Source organism: Rhizorhabdus wittichii (genome assembly GCF_017607425.1).
GTDB classification, from domain to species: domain Bacteria; phylum Pseudomonadota; class Alphaproteobacteria; order Sphingomonadales; family Sphingomonadaceae; genus Rhizorhabdus; species Rhizorhabdus wittichii.
On record NZ_CP059319.1, the window covers coordinates 64,097 to 83,391 of the forward strand.

Below are 19,295 nucleotides of genomic sequence, written 5' to 3' on the forward strand. Positions count from 1 at the left end.
AAAAAGGGAAGCCTGATGCAGTTGAAGACGATCCTCCTCGCCACCGCGGCGGTCGCGGCGATGGCGCCGGCGCATGCCGAGACCGCCGGCGACTCCGCCGGCAACGCCTTTTCGCTGGGCCAGATCATCGTCACCGGCGTCCGCCCGGCGGGCGTCGAGGTCGGCGGATCGACGCTGACCTCGGAGGCGATCTACGCCTTCAACCGCACCACGCTCGACGAGGCGGCGAACCTGATCCCCGGCGTCGCGTCGGGCAACAGCGGCGGATCGCGCAACGAGCGGCTCGTCTTCGTGCGCGGCTTCGACCGGTTCCAGGTGCCGATCTCGATCGACGGCATCCGCGTCTACCTGCCCGCCGACAACCGGCTCGACTATGGCCGCTTCCTGACCCCCGACATCGCCGAGATCCAGGTCGCCAAGGGCTATGCGTCGGTGCTCGACGGGCCGGGCGCGATGGGCGGCGCGATCAACCTCGTCACCCGCAAGCCCACCAAGGAGATCGAGGCGGAGGTGCGCGGCACGCTCAACCTCGACCGCGGCGTCGACTATGCCGGCTACAATGTCTTCGCGCTGCTCGGCACGAAGCATGACCGGTGGTATGCACAGGGCTCCTACGCCCGCAGCTTCACCGATCATTGGGACCTGCCGGGCGACTATGCGCCGGTCGCCGGATCTGCGGAGGACGGCGGCGCGCGCGAATATTCGCGGACGCGCGACTGGCGCGTCAACGCGAAGCTCGGCTTCACCCCGAACGACACCGACGAATATTCGATCAGCTACACCCGGCAGGAGGGCAGCAAGAACGCGCCGCTCCACGTCACCGATCCGGTGTCGAACCCGCTGCCGCCCGGCGCGCCCAATCCGCGCTTCTGGAGCTGGCCCTATTGGAACATCGAGAGCATCTATTTCCTCTCGACCACCCAGCTCGGCGAGCGCGCGACCTTCAAGACCCGCGTCTATCGCAACAGCTTCGACAATCTGCTGAGCTCTTTCGACAATGCGACCCAGGCGACGCAGACGCTCGGCCGCTCGTTCAACAGCTATTATGAGGACAAGGCCTATGGCGGCTCGGCGCAGCTCGACCTCGCGATCACCGACGCCAACGCGCTGAGCCTTGCCTTCCACTATCGCCGCGACAAGCATGTCGAGTTCCAGCAGGGCTTTCCGAGCGGCGCCACCGAGCCGCCGCAGACCAACGAGGAGGACACCTACAGCGCCGCCGCCGAATATCGCGCCGCCTTCTCGCCCACGCTCAGCCTGACCGCCGGCATCAGCTACGATTGGCGCGAACTGCGCAAGGCCGAGGAATATGCGACTCCGCCGGGCGAACTGGCGCCGCGCATCTTCGAATATCCGCGCGCCGACGCCTCGGCCTTCAACTGGCAGGCGCGGCTCGACTGGCGGCCCGACGAGGCCACCAGCCTCCATGCCGGCGTCTCGCGCCGCGCGCGCTTCCCGACCATCTTCGAGCGGTTCAGCACCCAGTTCGGCACCGCCGCCTCCAACCCCGGCCTGAAGCCCGAGCGGGCGGTGAACTACGAGATCGGCGGTTCGCGCCGGATCGGCGCCTTCCGCGTCGAGGCGGCGGCCTTCTACAGCGACGTGCAGGACGCGATCGTCGCGGTCCGCCCGGTCGGCTTCCCCGCCAACACCACGCAGCGCCGCAACCTCGGCGACGGCAAATATTATGGTGGCGAGATCGCGTTGAGCTGGCAGCCGGCCAGCACGCTCGAACTGGGCGTCAACTACACCTATATCCGCCGCGAGTTCGACATCACCCCGCAAGCGGCGGAGACGGTGCCGGTGTTCGCGCTGACCGACGTGCCGACCCACAAGGGCTTCGCCTATGCGCGCTGGTCGCCGGTCGAGCGGCTGAGCATCTATCCGAACCTCGACTTCGCCTCGAAGCGGACGACGCTCGACACCTTCGTGCCGGGCGCGCCGGTCGGCACGGTCCGCTATTATCGCACCGGCGGCTATGTGCAGGCCAATCTGCGGGTCGATTACGAGGTCTTCGACAATGTCGAGATCGGTGTCGGCGCCCGCAACATCTTCGACAAATATTATGTCCTGACCGACGGCTTCCCGGAGCCGGGGCGCAGCTTCTTCGCGAGCATCCGCGCCCGCTACTGATCGATCACCCCGGCGGGCCGCGCGTCCGCCGGGGTACTTTTCATCCTTTTATATAACCTAAAAGTTATATATCTAAACGGCTATGGAAGATTCGCTGAGTCTCAAGCTGGCGGCGCTCGCCGACCCCACGCGCCGCGCGATCGTCGCCCGGCTCGCGCGCGGGGAAGCGAGCGTGGCCGAACTGCAAAGGCCGTTCGGCATCAGCCAGCCGGCGATCTCCAAGCATCTCAAGGTCCTCGAACGGGCCGGGCTGATCGAACAGGGCCGCATCGGCCAGTCGCGCCCGCGTCGCCTGCGGGTCGAGGCGCTGCGCGCGACCGGGGCCTGGTTCGATCAGGTCGCCGACCTCTGGCGCGACAGCTTCGACCGGCTCGATACGCTGCTGATGGAAACGGAGAATGACGATGTCGAACCCCGATGAATTCGTGATGTCCCGCCTCTTCAAGGCGCCGCGCGACCGCGTCTGGGCCGCCTGGACCCGGCCCGAGCAGCTTGCCCGATGGTTCGGCCCCAGGGGCGTGACCACCACCCTGGTGGCGGCCGACATCCGGCCGGGCGGCTTCTTCCATTGCCGGATGGACATGGCCGATGGCGGCGGCACGCTCTGGGCCAAGCTCGTCTATCGCGAGATCGCGGCGCCGGAGCGGATCGTCTGGGAGCACAGCTTCGCCGATCGCGACGGCAATATCGTCGGCTCGCCTTTCTCCGAGCATTGGCCGAAGCGCCTGCTGACGACGGTGTTGTTCGAGGAGGCCGGCGCCGACACCCGCGTCCGCCTGAGCTGGGTGCCGATCGACGCGAGCGCGGAGGAACTGCGCGAATATCGCGATGCGATCCCTTCCTTCGACGACGGCTGGGCCGGCAGCTACGAGGCGCTCGACCGGTTGCTGGCACAGGACTGACCTGCCCCCACCCGCGTCATCGCCGCCGCCTGCCGCAGCAGGCCCGGCACATGGCCGAGCAGGCCGGCGAGGGGCCCGGCGATCCATGGCGTCTCGCCCCAATGGCGCAGCAGGTTGGCGAGCGCGATCGGGCGGCGGGTGCGGCGCGCGATGTCGGCCTGGAAGGCGGCGGCGGCGTCCGGGCCGTCGTGGAGGAAGGCGTGCGTGGCGCGGACCGCGCTCGCCAGCGCGATGGCGATGCCGTCGCCGGCCAGGCTGGCGATCACCGCCGCCTGGTCGCCGAGCCGGAACAGGCCGGGTGCCGCCTGCGTCGCGCGCCAGCCATAGGGAACCCGCGCGATGCTGCTCCAGGGGCCCGTCTCCGCCGCCGCGCCGAACCGCTCGGCGAGCAGCGGCGCTTCGCGTTCCAGCAGCGCGATCAGCCGGTCGGGCTGGCCGCCCGCCGCCTTGAGCCGCGACTGCGCGACCGACAGGCAGAGGTTCGCGCCGCCGTCCTCCTGCACCAGCAGGCCCGCATAGCCACCCCGGAACAGGTGGAGCTCGATCGTATCGGCCAGCGCGGCGGCGAGCGCCGGGGAAGGGCGCAGCCGTACGCGCAGCCCCAGCGCCGGGTCGGCGTCGAGCGGCGCGGCGCGGGGATGGCCGCGCAGGTCGTGCTTGCCGGTGGCGAGGAACAGCGCCTCGCCGCCGATCCGCGCGCCATCGGCGAGATCGAGGCAGCGCGTCGCCGGATCGACCCGCCGGATCGCGACGCCGCGCTCGATCGCCGCCCCCTGGTCGGTCGCCGCCTGGAGCAGGGCGGCGTCGAGCCGGTTGCGCGACAGGCCGGCGGCGGCGAAGGGCAGCGCGGCCTCGGCGCGGCGGCGGCCGGCGATGATGCGGGTGCGCCCGATCGGGTGCGCGCCCAGCGCGAAGACGTCGATGCCGATCCGCGCCAGCATGGCGATCGCGTCGGCGGCGAGGAAGCCGCCGCACACCACGTCGTGCGGCTCGGCCTGGCGTTCGATCAGCACCGGCATCGCCCCGCCATGGGCGAGGAGGATGGCGGCGGCGGCCCCTGCCGGTCCGCCGCCCGCGATCAGCGCAGCCGTTCGACGCATATCCGGAACGGGAAGCGGCGCCGCACCCGCGCCTCGGCTCCGATCCCCGCCTCGGCCAGCACCGGCGGCCATTCGCGCGGGCGGAAGGCGCGCGCGATCGAAAGCTGGCCGTCCTCGCGGACGATGCGGTGCCAGCGCATCAGCCGGGCGAGCAGCGGGAAGCCGAGATAGGCGAAGCGGTGGCGATGCAGGTCGTTGATGTGCCAGCCGATCCGGGCACGCTGCTCCATCACGCGGAGGAAGTCGTGCAGCTCTGCCGGCGACATATGATGGGCGACCAGGCTGCTGACGATCAGGTCGAAGCCGCCACGCGGTTCGGCCGCCTCGACATGCGCGCGATAGTCGCCGGTCAGATAGTCGATCGGCAGATGGCGGGGCGTTGCGGCGGCGGCGATCGCGGCGCTGCGGGGGTTGAGGTCGATGCCGGTCAAGGTCGCATGGATACCGCGTTTCCGTGCCCAGCGCGCGATCGCGCGAAGCAGGTCGCCGTCGCCGAAGCCGACGTCGAGCAGGGTGAAGCGGTCGCGCCCCTTCACCGCGCGGGCGACGAAGTCGAGCGTCGGCCGCGCCGCGAAGGTCCAGCGGTTGACCTGGGCGAGGTCGGTCAGGATGCGGCTATAGGTCGCGCGATCGAGGTCGACCGCATCCATCTGCTCCTGCTGCTGCGCGGGCCGGTCGAGCGCGCGCATCACGGGCTCGCGATCGTGAAGCCCTCGGCGGCGAGGCCGGGTCCGAAGGCGACCGCGACGCCGTCGATCGCCGCCGGCTCCGCCATCAGCGCGGCGAGCACGAACATCAGCGTCGACGACGACATGTTGCCATGGCGCCGCAGCACCGACCGCGACGCCGCCAGCGCGGCCGCCCCGAGGCCGAGGCCATGCTCGACCGCGTCGAGGATCGACCGGCCGCCGGCATGGACCGCCCAGTGCGGCATCTCGTCGGCGGCGCGGTTGCCCAGGATCGCGCCGCGCAGCTCGGGCGTGGCGAGCGCCGCCGCGATCCGCCCCGGCACCTCGCCCGCCAGCTGCATGACGAAGCCCTCGTCGCCGATGTCCCAGCGGATCAGCTCGGCGCTGTCGGGCAGGGTGGCGGCGAAGAAGCGGTCGATCGCGATCCCGCCGGGCGCGGTGGCGACGATCGCGGCGGCGGCGCCGTCGGCGAACTGGAGCTGGGCGAGCAGCGAGTCGATCGCGGGCGTGTCCTGCATGTGGAGCGAGCAGAGCTCGACCGTGACGACGAGGATGCGGGCCTGCGGATCGGATCGGGCGATATGGTGCGCGACGCGCAGCGCCGCGACCGCCGCATAGCAGCCCATGAACCCGACCAGCGTCCGCTCGACCGACCCGTCGAGGCCGAGCCGGCGGGCGATGACCTGGTCGATGCCGGGGGCCACGAAGCCGGTGCAGCTCGCCACCACCAGATGGCTGATCCCGTCGAGCGGCGCGCGGGCGGACAGGTCGTCGATCGCCTTCAGCGCCAGCTCGGGCGCCTCGCGCGCATAGGCCTTCATCCGCGCCGAGGTCGGCGGCATCGCGCCGCCGTAGAAGCCGCCCGGATCGATCTGGCTTCCGCCAGGCACGGGCGGCAGGACGGTGAAGCGATGCTCGATCCCCGACCGCCCCGCCATCCGCTCGAACAGTGCCCGCTCGCGCCCTTCCAGCCGCTCCGCCGCCCAGTCGATGAAGGTCCGGTGGATGTCGTGGTCGGGCACGGCGGTGCCGATGGCGTGGATATGGGCGGTCATGACGGCGTAACGCTCGACATCGCGCGATTGTCTCATGGAGGAGGGGAGGGAGCAATCGGAATAAGCGTCACCCCGCCTGCTCGATCCCCAGTTCGCCGAGCTTGCGGTAGAGCGTCGATCGGCCGATCCGCAGGCGGCGGGCGACTTCGGTCATCCGGCCGCGATAATGGCCGATCGCCAGGCGGATCAGGTCGGCCTCGATCTCGTCGATCGGGCGGACATGGCCGTCGGCGCCGAACAGCGCGAGGCTCCCGGTGGGCGGGGCGGCGGCGTCCGCCGGCACCGGAGCGTCGTCGTTCGCCGCCGGCTGCGGGCCGGCATGGGCGGCGCGCAACTGCGGGAAGTCGGACGCGGTCAGGGTGCCGCCATCGCGGAAGATCGCCGCGCGGAACAGGACGTTGTGGAGCTGGCGGACATTGCCCGGCCAGTCATGGGTTTCGAGCAGCGCGATCGCGGAGGCATCGACGGCGAGCCCCGGCAGGCCGAGCTGGCGGGCGATCCGGTCGAGCAGATGCGCGGCGAGCGGGGCGATGTCGCCGATCCGGTCGCGCAGCGGGGGCAGGGTCAGCGGCACCACCGCGAGCCGGTAGAACAGGTCCTCGCGGAAGCGTCCGCGCACGACGTCGTCGGACAGGCGGCGATTGGTCGCGGCGATGACGCGCACCGACACCTGGCGCGGCCGGGTCGCGCCGATCGGCCGGATCTCGCCCGACTGGAGCACGCGCAGCAGCTTCGCCTGCGCGTCGCCCGGCAGGTCGCCGATCTCGTCGAGGAAGATCGTCCCGCCGTCGGCGTCGGCGAACAGCCCCGGCCGGCGCTCGAAGGCGCCGGTGAAGGCGCCGCGCTCATGGCCGAACAGTTCGGATTCGACGAGGTTGGCGGGGATCGCCGCGCAGTTGACGGTGATCAGCGGGCCGGCCTGGCGGGCCGAGGCGCGGTGGATCGCCTGGGCGAGCAGTTCCTTGCCGACGCCGCTCTCGCCCTCGATCAGGATCGTCGCGGGGGTCGCGGCGGCGCGCATCGCCACGTCGAGCGCGCGGCGGAAGGATGGGGCCGACCCGACGATCTCCGCGAAATCGAGCGCCTCGGACCATTTCTCGACCAGCGGCCGGAGTTCGCCGGCGGGCGGGTCGTCGGCAACGACATGGTCGAGCGCGGCGAGCAGCCGGTGGCGGGCGATCGGCTTGACGAGCACGTCGTGCGCCCCCGCGCGGACGGCGCGCACCGCGAGATCGACCGAATCCTGGGCGGTGACGACGATGATCGGAAGCGCGGGCAGGCTCTCGCGCAGCCGGGCGACCGATCGCACCGACGCCTCGTCGGGCGACCACAGGTCGATCAGCGCCGCGTCGAGCCGGATATCGGCATTGCCCGACCGTTCGACCGCCTCGGCGACGTCGGCGGCGCGGAGCACGCGCCATCCGGCCCGCTGCGCCAGCGCGCTCATCAGCCCGGCCTGCGCCGGTTCGGCATCGATCAGCAAGAGCCCCGGCGGGGTGTCGCGACGCATTCGCTGCTCCCTTTCGTCCGCGGGTTTAGCCTTGAAAAGCTAAGCAAATTTAAATCGGTGCGGTCGTCGGGCGATGCGTGGCCATTTGTCCTTGAGACGTGCGGGGGCTCCGTCTAGAAGTGCGCCCGAAAATTCTGTCATTAGCGGGGAAGATATATGTCCGACGATCATGGCGCGCCGATGGACTATAAGGGCCACAACCAGACCTATTCGGGCTTCATCACCCTGCTGAAGGTGGGAACGATCGCCAGCGCGCTCACCGGCCTGCTCGTCATCTTCCTGATCGCGCCCAAGGGCTGATCGCTTGAAGATCGCGGTGCTGAGGGAGGCCGCGGCAGGGGAAAGCCGCGTGTCTGCCACGCCCGAGACGGTGAAGAAGTTCATCGCTCTGGGCGCCGAACTGGGGGTCGAGCGGGGGGCCGGCGAAGGCGCTTCGATCGCGGACGGCGACTATGAGGCCGCAGGGGCCAAGGTCGGCGACCGCACCGCGACTCTCGAGAATGCCGACATCATATTCGGCGTGCAGGGGCCCGACCCCGAGGCGCTGGCCGGCGCGAAGCCGGGCGCGTGGATCGTCGCCGGGCTCAACCCGTTCGGGGCCGGATCGGATGGGCGCGCGCGGGTCGACGCCTATGCCGCCAAGGGCTTCGAGGCGCTGGCGATGGAGTTCATGCCGCGCATCACGCGCGCGCAGTCGATGGACATACTGTCGTCGCAGTCGAACCTCGCCGGCTACAAGGCGGTGCTGCTGGCGGCGGCCGAATATGGCCGCGCCTTCCCGATGATGATGACGGCGGCGGGCACCGTGTCCGCGGCGCGCGCCTTCATCATGGGCGTCGGCGTGGCCGGGCTCCAGGCGATCGCCACCGCGCGCCGCCTGGGCGCGCAGGTTTCCGCGACCGACGTGCGCTCGGCCACCAAGGAGCAGATCCAGTCGCTCGGCGCCAAACCGATCTTCGTCGAATCGGTCGCCGGGATCGAGGGCGAGGGGTCTGGCGGCTACGCCACCGAGATGTCGGAGGAGTATCAGAAGGCCCAGGCCGAACTGGTGTCCAGCCACATCGCCAAGCAGGACATCGTCATCACCACCGCGCTGATCCCGGGGCGCCCCGCGCCGCGGCTGATCTCCGACGCGCAGATCGCGTCGATGCGGGCCGGTTCGGTGATCGTCGACCTCGCGGCCGAAAGCGGCGGCAATGTCGAGGGCGCCGTCTCGGGCGAGACCGTGGTCAAGCACGGCGTCAAGATCATCGGCGCGAAGAACATGGCGGGGACGCTCGCGGCGGACGCTTCGGCGCTCTTCTCGCGCAACCTCTACAATTTCCTCAGCGCCTTCTGGGACAAGGACGCCAACAAGCCGATCCTCGACGAGGAGATCGGCACGGCGGTCCGGCTGACCCAGGGCGGCAAGGTCGTCAACCAGCGCCTGCTCGGCTGATCACGGGAAAAGGATAGAAGCCATGGATTTCATCTCGATCCTGTCGATCTTCGTGCTGGCCTGCTTCGTCGGCTATTATGTCGTCTGGTCGGTCACGCCCGCGCTGCACACGCCGCTGATGGCGGTGACCAACGCGATCTCGTCGGTGATCATCGTCGGCGCGCTGATCGCCAGCGCGACGGCGGGCGGCAGCGTGCTCGGCAAATATCTGGGCCTCGTCGCCGTCGTCTTCGCCAGCATCAACATCTTCGGCGGCTTCGCGGTCACCGAACGGATGCTCGCCATGTACAAGAAGAAAGACCGCAAGGGCTGAGGCCGGGGCAGGGGGAAAGAACATGCATGAACTCGCTGCCACGCCCGCCTGGGCATCGCTCGCCTATCTGATCTCGGGCATCCTCTTCATCCTGGCGCTGCGCGGGCTGTCCAGCCCGGCCAGCTCGCGCCGGGGCAACCGCTTCGGCATGATCGGCATGCTGATCGCGGTCGCGACCACGCTGGTCCTGCACGGCACCGGCCTGGTCGAGATCGCCATCGCCATCGCGATCGGCGGTGCGATCGGTTTCGTCACCGCGCGGCGCATCGCGATGACCGCGATGCCGCAGCTCGTCGCCGCCTTCCACTCGCTGGTCGGCCTCGCGGCGGTGCTGGTGGCGGGCGCCGCCTTCCTCAATCCGGGCGCCTTCGGCATCCTCGATCTCGTCACCGGCCATATCCACCAGGTCAGCCGGATCGAGATGGGCCTCGGCGTCGCGATCGGCGCGATCACCTTCTCGGGATCGGTCATCGCCTTCCTGAAGCTCAACGGCAACATGTCGGGCGCGCCGATCATGCTGCCCGGCCGGCACGTCATCAACCTCGGCATGCTCGCGGCGATCATCGGCCTGATCGGCTATTTCCTGACCGACGACGCGCAGTGGGTGTTCTTCACGATCACCGCGCTCAGCTTCGTCATCGGCTTCCTGCTGATCATCCCGATCGGCGGCGCCGACATGCCGGTCGTCGTGTCGATGCTCAACAGCTATTCGGGCTGGGCCGCGGCGGCGATGGGCTTCACCCTGCACAACACCGCGATGATCGTCACCGGCGCGCTGGTGGGCAGCTCGGGCGCGATCCTCAGCTACATCATGTGCAAGGCGATGAACCGCAGCTTCATCAGCGTCATCGCGGGCGGCTTCGGCGGCGACAGCGGCGGCGCCTCGGGCGGCGGCGAGAAGGTCGATCGCCCGTGGAAGCGCGGCTCGGCCGAGGACGCCGCCTTCCTGATGGGCCAGGCCGAGCAGGTGATCATCGTCCCCGGCTACGGCATGGCCGTCAGCCAGGCGCAGCACGTGCTGCGCGAGATGGGCGACCTGCTCAAGGAAGCCGGCGTGCGGGTGAAGTACGCGATCCACCCGGTCGCGGGCCGCATGCCGGGCCACATGAACGTGCTGCTGGCCGAAGCGAACGTCCCCTATGACGAGGTGTTCGAGCTGGAGGACATCAACAGCGAGTTCTCGCAGACCGACGTAGCCTTCGTCATCGGCGCCAACGACGTCACCAACCCGGCCGCCAAGACCGACAAGTCGTCGCCGATCTACGGCATGCCGATCCTCGACGTCGAGAAGGCCAAGACCGTGCTGTTCGTGAAGCGCTCGATGGGCGGTGTCGGCTATGCCGGCGTCGACAACGACGTCTTCTACATGGACAACACCATGATGCTCCTCGGCGACGCCAAGAAGATGGTCGAGGAAATCGTCAAGGCGATCAACCACTAGGTCCACACTCTCCCGTCATCCCGGCGGAGGCCGGGATCTCGGGAGAGTCGCGGCAACGTCGTCGCAGGAGCCCGCCGAGATGCCGGCCTCCGCCGGCATGACGGAACGGGGCGAGGGCGCGTTCATCGCCTCGTCCAGCTCCGCCTCCAGCGCGGCGATGACCTGCTGGATCTTGGGCAGCAGCGCGCGGCGCTGCGGATAGACCGCCCAGACCGGCTCGGGCCGGTCGCGATAGTCCTCCAGCAGCGCCACCAGCCGCCCGGCGGCGATATGGTCGCGGACGTAGAAGCTGGGGAGCTGGCAGATGCCCATTCCCGCCAGCGCCGCGTCGACCACCGCATTGCCGCTGTTGCAGCGCCAGCGGCCGCTGGGCACGAAGCTGCGCCGCTGCCCGTCCTCCAGGAAATGCCAGTTCACGCTCGTCCCGATCAGGCATTCGTGCCGGTCGAGATCGGCGAGGCCGCGCGGGTAGCCGGCGCGGGCGAGATAGGCGGGCGAGGCGCAGACCTCGGCCGGGCGCGAGGCGATCTGTCGCGCGGCGAGGCGATGGTCGGTCGGATGGCCGGTGCGGATCGCCACGTCGAACCCCTCGCTGACCAGGTCGACGAGACGATTGGTGAGCTCCAGCCGGACCGAGAGGCGCGGGTGGGTCTCGATGAAGCGGCGCACGATCGGCGCGACGAAGCGCTCGCCCAGCGCGGTCGAGCAGGTCAGCCGCACCTCGCCCTGCATCTCGCCCTGGCCGCGCGCGAGCTGGAGCGCCTCGTCGCGCTCGTCGATGATGCGGCGGCACTGCTCGACCAGCGTGCGCCCCGCCTCGGTGAGCTGGACCGAACGGGTGGTGCGGATGAACAGCTCGGCGCGCAGCCGATGCTCCAGCCGCTGCACCGCGCGGCTGATCTGCGACGCCGACACCCGCAGCCGCCGCGCCGCGCCGACGAAGCTGCCCGTATCGGCGATCGCGACGATCTCCTCCAGCCCGTCCCAACCCGCCATGATTATTGCCCTGTTGAAATAGTTGCTTGCATTATTGGCTATTTATCCCGGATTTGCACCAATGATAAGGCGCTCCGCAAAGGAGACACATCGCCATGAAGACTCGCGCCGCCGTTGCGTTCGAAGCCAAGAAGCCGCTGGAGATCGTCGAGGTCGACCTGGAAGGGCCGAAGGCGGGCGAAGTGCTGGTCGAGATCATGGCGACCGGCATCTGCCACACCGACGCCTATACGCTCGACGGCTTCGACAGCGAGGGCATCTTCCCGTCGATCCTGGGCCATGAGGGCGCGGGCATCGTCCGCGAGGTCGGCGCCGGCGTCACCAGCGTCGTTCCCGGCGATCACGTCATCCCGCTCTACACGCCCGAATGCCGCCAGTGCAAAAGCTGCCTCAGCGGCAAGACCAACCTGTGCACCGCGATCCGCGCGACCCAGGGCAAGGGCCTGATGCCCGACGGCACCAGCCGCTTCAGCTACAAGGGCCAGCCGATCTTCCACTATATGGGCTGCTCGACCTTCTCGAACTTCACCGTCCTGCCCGAGATCGCGGTCGCCAAGATCCGCGAGGACGCGCCGTTCCAGACGAGCTGCTACATCGGCTGCGGCGTCACCACCGGTGTCGGCGCGGTGGTCAACACCGCCAAGGTGCAGGTCGGCGACAATGTCGTCGTGTTCGGCCTGGGCGGCATTGGCCTCAACGTCATCCAGGGCGCGCGGCTGGCTGGCGCGAACAAGATCATCGGCGTCGACATCAACCCCGACCGCGAGGAATGGGGCCGCAGGTTCGGCATGACCGACTTCCTCAACAGCAAGGGGATGAGCCGCGAGGACGTCGTCGCGAAGATCGTGCTGATGACCGACGGCGGCGCCGACTACACCTTCGACGCGACCGGCAACACCGAGGTGATGCGCACCGCGCTGGAGGCCTGCCACCGCGGCTGGGGCACCAGCATCATCATCGGCGTGGCCGAGGCGGGCAAGGAGATATCCACCCGCCCGTTCCAGCTCGTCACCGGCCGCAACTGGCGGGGCACCGCGTTCGGCGGCGCCAAGGGCCGCACCGACGTTCCCAAGATCGTCGACATGTACATGACCGGCAAGATCGAGATCGACCCGATGATCACCCACGTCATGGGGCTGGAGGAGATCAACACGGCGTTCGACCTGATGCACCAGGGCAAGTCGATCCGCTCGGTCGTGGTGTTCTGAACAAGATTTTCATCGAAGGAGAGACGAGATGGCAGTGATTTCGGGTGACGGCGTGTTCTCGCACGCCTGCGTGGGCGCCAGCGACCTGGCCCAGTCGACCAAGTTCTACGACGCGGCGCTCGCGCCGCTCGGCGTGAACAACCTCGGCGCGTTCGGCGACGCGGCGATGCTCTACGGCAAGGACAAGCCGGCCTTCCTGGTGCTCAAGCCGGGCAATGGCGAGGCGCCCTCGGGCAACGGCGTGACGATCGGCTTCGCCGCCGCCAGCCAGGCCGACGTCGACGCCTTCCACGCGGCGGGCCTCGCCGCCGGCGGCAGCTGCGAAGGCGCGCCGGGGCCGCGCGGCCATCTGCCGGGCGCCTATGCCGCCTATCTGCGCGATCCGGCCGGCAACAAGGTCTGCAGCTACCACTTCACCGCCGCCTGATCGATCGGCGGGCACTGACGGGGGCGCGGGCGATGCCTGCGCCCCTTTGCCTTGAAGGAATGACGATGAGCCTCGAAACCGTCTCCAGCAACCTCTCCTTCGGCGGCGTCCAGGGCGTCTACAAGCACGCCTCGTCGGCGACCGGCACCGACATGACCTTCTCGGTCTATGTCCCGCCGCACGATGCCGGCGCGAAGCTGCCGGTGGTCTGGTATCTGTCGGGGCTCACCTGCACCCATGCCAACGTCACCGAAAAGGGCGAGTATCGCCGCGCCTGCGCCGAGCTGGGCCTGATCTTCGTCGCCCCCGACACCTCGCCGCGCGGAGAGGGCGTCGCCGACGATCCAGAAGGCGCCTATGATTTCGGGCTGGGCGCGGGCTTCTACGTCGATGCCACCCAACCGCCCTTCGCGCCGCACTATCGGATGTGGAGCTACGTCACCGAGGAGCTGCCCGCGCTGATCGCGGAGCATTTCCCTGTCGACATGGGTGCCCAGGCGATCACCGGCCATTCGATGGGCGGCCATGGCGCGCTGACCATCGGCCTGACCTTCCCCGATCGCTTCCGCTCGATCTCGGCCTTCGCGCCGATCGTCGCGCCGGGGCAGGTGCCGTGGGGCCGCAAGGCGCTGCCCGGCTATCTCGGCGACGACCAAGCCGCGTGGCGCCGCCACGACGCCGTCGCGCTGATCGAGGACGGCGCGCGGGTCAAGGAATTGCTCGTCGATCAGGGCGAGGCGGACGGCTTCCTTGCCGAACAGCTCAAGCCCAGCCTGCTCGCCGCCGCCTGCGCCGATGCGGGGATCGACCTGACGCTCACCATGCGGCCGGGCTACGACCACAGCTATTATTTCATCTCGACCTTCATGGAGGACCACCTCCGCTGGCATGCCGCGCGGCTGCGGGGGAGAGGCTAAAGCAATTTGATGCACCCCGTATCCGCTCCTCCTGAGGAGGGACTGAGCCGTGGTGAAGGCCCATCTCGAAGGATCCTTCGAGATGCCATTTCGCCTTCGCTCAATGGCTCCTCAGGAGGAGCGGTTCAGATAAACTAACGGACTGGGCTCTACCCGATATCCCTGGCGTCCGCGATCAGCGCGTCGACCGCTTCCGCGCTGGTCGCCCAGGAGCAGACGAAGCGCGCCGATCCGTCCTCGAACCGGGCGAAGCGCCAGCCCCGCGCCGCCAGCGCGCTTTCCTGCGCGTCGTCCATCGACATGAACACCGCGTTCGATTCGACCGGATAGGCGGTCGCGAAGGGGAGGCCGTCGGCCAGCCGCCGCGCCATCGCATTGGCGTGGCGGGCATGGGCGATCCAGGGGCGGTTGTCGTCCGCGCCGTCGAGCAGGCCGATCCACGGCGCCGCGAGCAGCCGCATCTTCGAGGTGAGCTGGCCGCTCCGCTTCAGCCGCTCGTCGAAGCCCTCGGCCAGGCGCTTGTCGAGCAGCACGATCGCCTCGGAAAAGGGCGCGCCGGCCTTCGACCCGCCGAGCACGGCGATGTCGACGCCGGCGCGGGCCAGCGTCCGGGGATCGAACCCCGCCGCCACCGCATTGGCGAGCCGGGCCCCGTCGAGATGGATGCGGAGCCCGGCGTCCTTCGCGACCACGCTCAGCCGGGCGAGCATCGCATCGTCATAGATGGTGCCATATTCGGTCGCATTGGTCAGCGACAGCGCCGCCGGCCGCCGCTCCTCCGCGCCGCGCGGCCGGGTGAGCGCCTGGTCGAGCGCGGCCGGGTCGATCCGGCCGTCGATCCCCGCCAGCGGCTCGATCTCCAGCCCGCCGCCGAAGAAGCCGGGGGCGCCAGCCTCGTGGAAGCGGATATGCGCCTCTTCATAGGCGAGCACCGCGCCCGCGGGCGGGCAGAGGGTCGCGCAGGCGATCGCGTTGGCGACGGTGCCGGTCGAGACGAAGCGCACGTCGGCATCGGCGTCGAGCAGCGCGCGGATCGCGTCGGCCGCCTGCACACTGATCGGGTCTGCGCCATAGCTCGGCACGAAGCCCGCATTGGCGGCGGTGAAGGCGGCCAGCGCCTCGGGGCAGATGCCGGCGGTGTTGTCGGAGAAGAAGTCGTGGCGCTCGCGCATCGGGTCAGGCCTGCTCGGGTTCGAAGATTTCGGACAGGGTGATCCAGCGCCCGCCGTCCTGCCGCCAGCGCGCCACATAGTGGCCCGACAGCGCGGGCTGGCCGCTGCGGGGCTTCCACAGGCCCCGCCACCGGCCGGTCTCGGTCGCGCCGCTGCCGTCGGCGGTCACTTCGATCCGGTCGGGCAGCCGTTCATAAGTCAGGAAATCGGGATCGGCGAAGCCGGCCGCGAAGGCGGCGCGCACCGCTGCCCGCCCGCTGATCGGGCCACCGCCGCTCGGGATCACCAGCACCGCGTCGGCCATCATCGCGACCGCGCCGTCCGCGTCATGCGCCGCGATGCGCCGGTTCGACTGCTCGCGCGCGCGGCGGATGGCGGTTTCGGCGGGGGCGGCGGCGATGATCACGGGCGATGCCCTAATCGGCCATGCCGCACCCGGCAAGGCTCAGGCGGCGGCCCTTGCCTCCGGCGGGCGGCGGCTCTCGGTCAGCGCTTCCAGCAGCGTCGCCTTGCGCGCCTCGGCCTCGGCGATCGCCGCCGCCTTGACCGGGCCGTAGCCGCGGATCGCGTCGGGCAGGCGGGCGAGCTCGGTGGCGATCGGCAGCGTCGTCGGCGACAGGTCCGCCGCAAGTTCGCCGACCAGCGCGACATAGTCCTCGATCAGCCGCCGCTCGGTCCGGCGTTCATGGCTATGGCCGAATGGATCGGCCCAGCTTCCGCGCAGCCCCTTCATCCGGGCGAGCAGGCGGAAGGCGGTGAAGATCCACGGCCCGAACCGGCGCTTGCGCGGCCGGCCGGTCGCCGGGTCGATCCGCGACAGCAGCGGCGGCGCCAGATAGACCGACAGGCGCCTGCGGTCCGAGAATTGCTCGCCCAGCGTCGCCGCGAACGCCGGATCGGCATGGAGCCGCGCGACCTCATATTCGTCCTTGTACGCCATCAGCCTGTAGGCGTTGCGGGCGACCGCCTCGGCGAAATCCTCGCCCTCCCGGCCGAGCCCGGCGGCGGCGCGGCGCGCGGCGGCGACCAGCGCGGCGAAGCGCGCCGCATAGCGGGCGTCCTGATAGGCGGTCAGCTCGGCCGCGAGGCGCGCGGCCAGCGCGTCGATCGTCTCGGTCTGCGGCGCGGGGGCGGCGAGCCCCGCCATCTCCTCGACCAGCGCGAGGTCGATCGCGGCGAGCCGGCCCCAGTCGAACGCGCGCAGGTTGAGCGACACCGCCGCGCCGTTTGCCCGGATCGCGCCGCGCACCGCCTCGGCGTCGAGCGGGATCAGCCCCTTCTGCCACGCATGGCCGAGCAGCAGCGTGTTGGCGGCGACATTGTTGCCGAACAGTCCCTCGGCGATGCTCGTCGCGCGCAGGCGATGCGCGGCCCGGGCGCGGCGCGTGAGCGTGTCGGCCATCGCCGCGCCCGGCAGCGCGAAGTCGCGGTCGGTGACGACGTCGGCGGTCGGCGTCTCGTCGTCGTTGAGGACGAGCACCGATCGGTCGGCGGCGATCCGGCGCAGCACGTCCTGCCCGGCTGCGACCACCATGTCGGTGCCCAGCAGCACGTCGATCTCGCCCGCGCCGATGCGGACGGCGTGGATCGGCACCCCCGGCGGCGCGATCCGCACCTGGCTGACCACCGCGCCGTTCTTCTGGGCGAGTCCGGTGAAGTCGAGCACGGTCGCGCCGCGCCCGTCGAGATGGGCGGCGGTGCCGAGCAGTGCGCCGATCGTCAGCACGCCCAGCCCGCCGATCCCGGCGATATAGATGTTGGCGACGCCGTCCCGCGCGGGGCGCTCGGGCTCCGGCAGCGCGGCGAAGCGGCTCGCCTCGAACGCCTTCAGCCGATCGCCGTCGGGCTTGCGCAGCACCGCGCCCTCGACCTCGACGAAGCTCGGGCAGAAGCCCTTGATGCAGGAGAAATCCTTGTTGCAGCTCGACTGGTTGATCCGCCGCTTGCGGCCGAAACCGGTCTCCAGCGGCTCGACCGCGATGCAGTTCGACTGGACCGAGCAGTCGCCGCAGCCCTCGCAGACGCGCGGGTTGATGAAGATGCGCTTGTCGGGATCGGGGAATTCGCCGCGCTTGCGGCGGCGGCGCTTCTCGGCGGCGCAGGTCTGTTCGTAGATGATCGCGGTGACGCCGGGCACCTTGCGCAGCCGGCGCTGCACCCGGTCGAGATCGTCGCGATGCGCGATCGTCACGCCCTCGGCCAGGTCGGGCGCGGCGCGCCAGCGGTCGGGATCGTCGCTGACCAGGTGGATTTGACCGACGCCCTCGGCGGCGAGCTGGCGGCTGATCCTGGCGGGGTCGATCGCGCCCTCGGCCGGCTGGCCGCCGGTCATCGCCACCGCGTCGTTGTAGAGGATCTTGAAGGTGATGTTGGCCTTCGCCGCCACCGCCGCGCGGATCGCGAGCAGCCCCGAATGCTGATAGGTGCCGTCGCCCAGATTCTGGAAGATATGGCCGGTCTCGGAGAAGGGCGCGGCGCCGACCCATTGCAGGCCCTCGCCGCCCATCTGGCTGAAGGTCGCGGTCTTGAGCTTGGGTTGCGACACCGCCATGACGTGGCAGCCGATGCCGCCGCCCGCGATCGACCCCTCGGGCGTTTTCGTCGAGCTGTTGTGCGGGCAGCCCGAGCAGAAGAAGGGCTTGCGCGCGGGGAAGGGGACGACCTCGCCCGTCGGCACGCGCGCCTCGATCGCCGCCAGCCGCGCGGCGAGATCGGCGGTGCCCGGCAGCCGGCCGACGATCGCCCGCGCGACCATCAGCGGGTCGAACTCCAGCGTCTGCGGCAGCAGGGCGCGGCCCTCGGCGTCGGTCTTGCCGGTGACGCGCGGCCGGGCGCCGTTGCGGTTGAACAGCGCGACCTTGACCTGTTCCTCGACGACCGGACGCTTCTCCTCGACGACCAGTATCTCCTCGAAGCCGTCGGCGAAGGCGAGCAGGCTCGCGCTGTCGAGCGGCCAGCTCATCGCTACCTTGTAGACCGACAGGCCGATCGCCCGCGCGCCGCCTTCGTCGATACCGAGATTGGCGAGCGCCTGCATCACGTCCTGGTGCGCCTTGCCGACGGTGACGACGCACAGCCGCCGCCCGCCGCCCTGGAGCACCGGCCGGTCGATCCCGTTGGCGCGCGCCCAGGCGGTGACCGCGGGCAGCCGCTCCTCGATCATGCGCCGTTCGAGCTCGGTGCGCTGCGCCGGCCAGGCGACGCGCGGGTCCCAGTTGAGCCCGTGCGCGGGGACCGCCTCCGCCGGGGAAATGAAGCGCGGATAGCTGTCGGGCAGCTCGAACGAGGCGGCGCTCTCGACCACCTCGGCGATCGTCTTCATCGCCACCCACAGGCCGGAGAAACGCGACAGCGCGAAGCCGGCGAGGCCGAGCGACAAGATCTCGCCGACCGTCGCGGGCTGGATCACCGGCATCATCACCGACTGGAAGATGCCGTCGGTCTGGTGCGGGAACATCGACGACTGGGCGGCATGGTCGTCGCCGCCGATCGCCAGCACCCCGCCGAGCGGGGAGGTGCCCAGCACATTGGCGTTGCGGAACACATCGCCGGTGCGGTCGACGCCGTTGCCCTTGCCGTACCAGATGCCGAACACGCCGTCGGCGCGGGTCCTGCCGAACGCTCTGTGCATCTGCGCGCCCCACAGCGCGGTCGCGGCGAGGTCCTCGTTCAATCCCGGTTGGAAGACGATGTCGTGCGCGTCGAGATATTTGGAGGCCTTCCAGAGCTGCTGGTCATAGGCGCCGAGCGGCGAGCCGCGATAGCCGGTAACGAGCCCGGCGGTGTTCAGCCCGTTCCGGCGATCGAGCCGCCGCTGCATCATCGGCAGCCGCACCAGCGCCTGGATGCCGGTCATGAAGCTCGGTCCCTCCTCGGCGCCGTAGATGCTGTCGAGGCTGACGATCCGGTCGTGGTGCATGGCGATCCTCCCGCGCGAAGAATAGTCCAAGCCCTCTAGGAAAGGTCACCAATCTGAGCTTTGCGATGCGGTGAT

Annotated in this window: 18 protein-coding genes; 10 read left to right on the plus strand and 8 right to left on the minus strand. The window is 70.0% G+C overall.

What is annotated here, in order from left to right; genetic code table 11:
• Positions 1–15: 15 nt before the first annotated feature.
• The 3 genes from HRJ34_RS00450 to HRJ34_RS00460 all read left to right on the plus strand — a co-directional run bounded on the left by HRJ34_RS00450 (position 16) and on the right by HRJ34_RS00460 (position 3,035).
• A complete protein-coding gene (locus HRJ34_RS00450; protein ID WP_208633059.1) occupies positions 16–2,133 on the plus strand; it encodes a TonB-dependent receptor plug domain-containing protein in 2,118 nt (705 codons plus the stop codon).
• A gap of 82 nt (positions 2,134–2,215) precedes the next feature.
• Positions 2,216–2,554 carry an ArsR/SmtB family transcription factor gene (locus HRJ34_RS00455; RefSeq protein WP_208633060.1) on the plus strand — a complete coding sequence of 113 codons (339 nt, stop codon included), beginning with the start codon at positions 2,216–2,218 and terminating at the stop codon, positions 2,552–2,554.
• Complete coding sequence (locus HRJ34_RS00460; protein ID WP_226948988.1) at positions 2,538–3,035, plus strand: SRPBCC family protein; 498 nt, start codon at positions 2,538–2,540, stop codon at positions 3,033–3,035. The genes HRJ34_RS00455 and HRJ34_RS00460 overlap by 17 nt, the downstream gene beginning before the upstream one ends.
• On the opposite strand, the gene HRJ34_RS00465 is transcribed toward HRJ34_RS00460, so the two are convergent.
• From HRJ34_RS00465 to HRJ34_RS00480, 4 genes are all read right to left on the minus strand, one after another.
• The gene (locus HRJ34_RS00465) at positions 2,999–4,135 is read right to left on the minus strand and encodes an NAD(P)/FAD-dependent oxidoreductase (protein ID WP_208633062.1); all 1,137 of its coding nucleotides are present in this window, start codon (positions 4,133–4,135) and stop codon (positions 2,999–3,001) included. The two genes, HRJ34_RS00460 and HRJ34_RS00465, sit on opposite strands and share 37 nt — an antisense overlap.
• Positions 4,114–4,824, minus strand: a complete 711-nt coding sequence (locus HRJ34_RS00470; RefSeq protein WP_208633063.1) for a methyltransferase domain-containing protein — start codon at positions 4,822–4,824, stop codon at positions 4,114–4,116. The genes HRJ34_RS00465 and HRJ34_RS00470 overlap by 22 nt, the downstream gene beginning before the upstream one ends.
• Positions 4,824–5,879: a type III polyketide synthase gene (locus HRJ34_RS00475; RefSeq protein ID WP_030091375.1), complete on the minus strand. Its 1,056-nt coding sequence runs from the start codon at positions 5,877–5,879 to the stop codon at positions 4,824–4,826. The genes HRJ34_RS00470 and HRJ34_RS00475 overlap by 1 nt, the downstream gene beginning before the upstream one ends.
• Positions 5,880–5,946: 67 nt before the next feature.
• Entirely contained in the window at positions 5,947–7,389 is a 1,443-nt protein-coding gene (locus tag HRJ34_RS00480) for a sigma-54-dependent transcriptional regulator (RefSeq protein ID WP_208633064.1), read from the minus strand.
• A gap of 156 nt (positions 7,390–7,545) precedes the next feature.
• Here HRJ34_RS00480 and HRJ34_RS00485 point away from each other — a divergent pair, with 156 nt between their 5' ends.
• Genes HRJ34_RS00485 through HRJ34_RS00500 form a run of 4 tightly spaced genes read left to right on the plus strand, consistent with a single transcriptional unit; the run spans position 7,546 to position 10,581 of the window.
• Positions 7,546–7,689 (plus strand): aa3-type cytochrome c oxidase subunit IV, encoded by a 144-nt coding sequence (locus HRJ34_RS00485; protein WP_016745451.1) that lies wholly within the window; start codon positions 7,546–7,548, stop codon positions 7,687–7,689.
• Between the two features lie 4 nt (positions 7,690–7,693).
• Positions 7,694–8,827: an NAD(P) transhydrogenase subunit alpha gene (locus tag HRJ34_RS00490; RefSeq protein ID WP_011952027.1), complete on the plus strand. Its 1,134-nt coding sequence runs from the start codon at positions 7,694–7,696 to the stop codon at positions 8,825–8,827.
• Positions 8,828–8,849: 22 nt separating this feature from the next.
• Positions 8,850–9,140, plus strand: coding sequence for a proton-translocating transhydrogenase family protein (locus tag HRJ34_RS00495; RefSeq protein WP_011952026.1), 291 nt, complete (start codon positions 8,850–8,852; stop codon positions 9,138–9,140).
• A 22-nt stretch (positions 9,141–9,162) separates the two neighbouring features.
• Complete coding sequence (locus tag HRJ34_RS00500) at positions 9,163–10,581, plus strand: NAD(P)(+) transhydrogenase (Re/Si-specific) subunit beta (protein ID WP_016745449.1); 1,419 nt, start codon at positions 9,163–9,165, stop codon at positions 10,579–10,581.
• 15 nt (positions 10,582–10,596) lie between these two features.
• Here the strand turns inward: HRJ34_RS00500 and HRJ34_RS00505 are convergent, their stop codons facing one another.
• The gene (locus HRJ34_RS00505; RefSeq protein ID WP_208633065.1) at positions 10,597–11,577 is read right to left on the minus strand and encodes a LysR substrate-binding domain-containing protein; all 981 of its coding nucleotides are present in this window, start codon (positions 11,575–11,577) and stop codon (positions 10,597–10,599) included.
• Between the two features lie 95 nt (positions 11,578–11,672).
• On the opposite strand from HRJ34_RS00505, the gene HRJ34_RS00510 reads away from it, so the two are divergent.
• The 3 genes from HRJ34_RS00510 (at position 11,673) to fghA (ending at position 14,129) form a co-directional block, all read left to right on the plus strand.
• Positions 11,673–12,785, plus strand: a complete 1,113-nt coding sequence (locus HRJ34_RS00510) for an S-(hydroxymethyl)glutathione dehydrogenase/class III alcohol dehydrogenase (RefSeq protein WP_011952023.1) — start codon at positions 11,673–11,675, stop codon at positions 12,783–12,785.
• A gap of 28 nt (positions 12,786–12,813) precedes the next feature.
• On the plus strand, positions 12,814–13,212 hold the full coding sequence (locus HRJ34_RS00515; RefSeq protein ID WP_011952022.1) for a VOC family protein: 399 nt from the start codon (positions 12,814–12,816) through the stop codon (positions 13,210–13,212).
• Between the two features lie 65 nt (positions 13,213–13,277).
• Complete coding sequence (gene fghA, locus HRJ34_RS00520; protein WP_029548715.1) at positions 13,278–14,129, plus strand: S-formylglutathione hydrolase; 852 nt, start codon at positions 13,278–13,280, stop codon at positions 14,127–14,129.
• Positions 14,130–14,278: 149 nt separating this feature from the next.
• Here fghA and HRJ34_RS00525 read toward each other — a convergent pair whose 3' ends face one another.
• Genes HRJ34_RS00525 through HRJ34_RS00535 form a run of 3 tightly spaced genes read right to left on the minus strand, consistent with a single transcriptional unit; the run spans position 14,279 to position 19,250 of the window.
• On the minus strand, positions 14,279–15,301 hold the full coding sequence (locus HRJ34_RS00525; protein WP_208633066.1) for a threonine aldolase family protein: 1,023 nt from the start codon (positions 15,299–15,301) through the stop codon (positions 14,279–14,281).
• A 4-nt stretch (positions 15,302–15,305) separates the two neighbouring features.
• Positions 15,306–15,707 carry a YybH family protein gene (locus HRJ34_RS00530; protein WP_208633067.1) on the minus strand — a complete coding sequence of 134 codons (402 nt, stop codon included), beginning with the start codon at positions 15,705–15,707 and terminating at the stop codon, positions 15,306–15,308.
• Between the two features lie 39 nt (positions 15,708–15,746).
• Positions 15,747–19,250 carry an indolepyruvate ferredoxin oxidoreductase family protein gene (locus HRJ34_RS00535; protein ID WP_226948989.1) on the minus strand — a complete coding sequence of 1,168 codons (3,504 nt, stop codon included), beginning with the start codon at positions 19,248–19,250 and terminating at the stop codon, positions 15,747–15,749.
• Positions 19,251–19,295 lie beyond the last annotated feature (45 nt).